This is a genomic window from Enterobacter cloacae complex sp. P16RS2 (genome assembly GCF_014982155.1).
GTDB lineage: Bacteria > Pseudomonadota > Gammaproteobacteria > Enterobacterales > Enterobacteriaceae > Enterobacter > Enterobacter cloacae_M.
The window spans coordinates 1-317 of record NZ_JADCKW010000113.1; the positions used below are offsets into that span (position 1 = coordinate 1).

Sequence of the window (317 nt, forward strand, 5' to 3'; positions counted from 1 at the left end):
CTCTGAAACGTTCAGTCACAGTTTTAAATGATATATCAGCATCATCCATCACCTCTTTTATTTCGCTATTAATGTTATCACCATGATCACACAAAAGACTTAAAGATATTTTTTCGCCTATATCGCTTTTGATTTCCATTATCTCATCATTATATGATTTGATGATACCTTTTAGCTCATCGTAAAACTTACCATAAAAATAAAAATCTCGTGTAATGCATAGATTAATATGTTCAAGTTGTTTTTTGTTTTTCTTCTCATTATTATTAAAACAGCACTTCGTGATTGTCATAAACAATCACTATGCTGAATAGGGC

General features: G+C 30.0%; 1 pseudogene. It reads right to left on the reverse strand.

Features of this window, described 5'->3' with window-relative positions:
• Nucleotides 1–292 (reverse strand): annotated as a pseudogene (locus tag INF68_RS23115) (hypothetical protein); the annotation flags it as partial.
• Nucleotides 293–317: the final 25 nt, after the last annotated feature.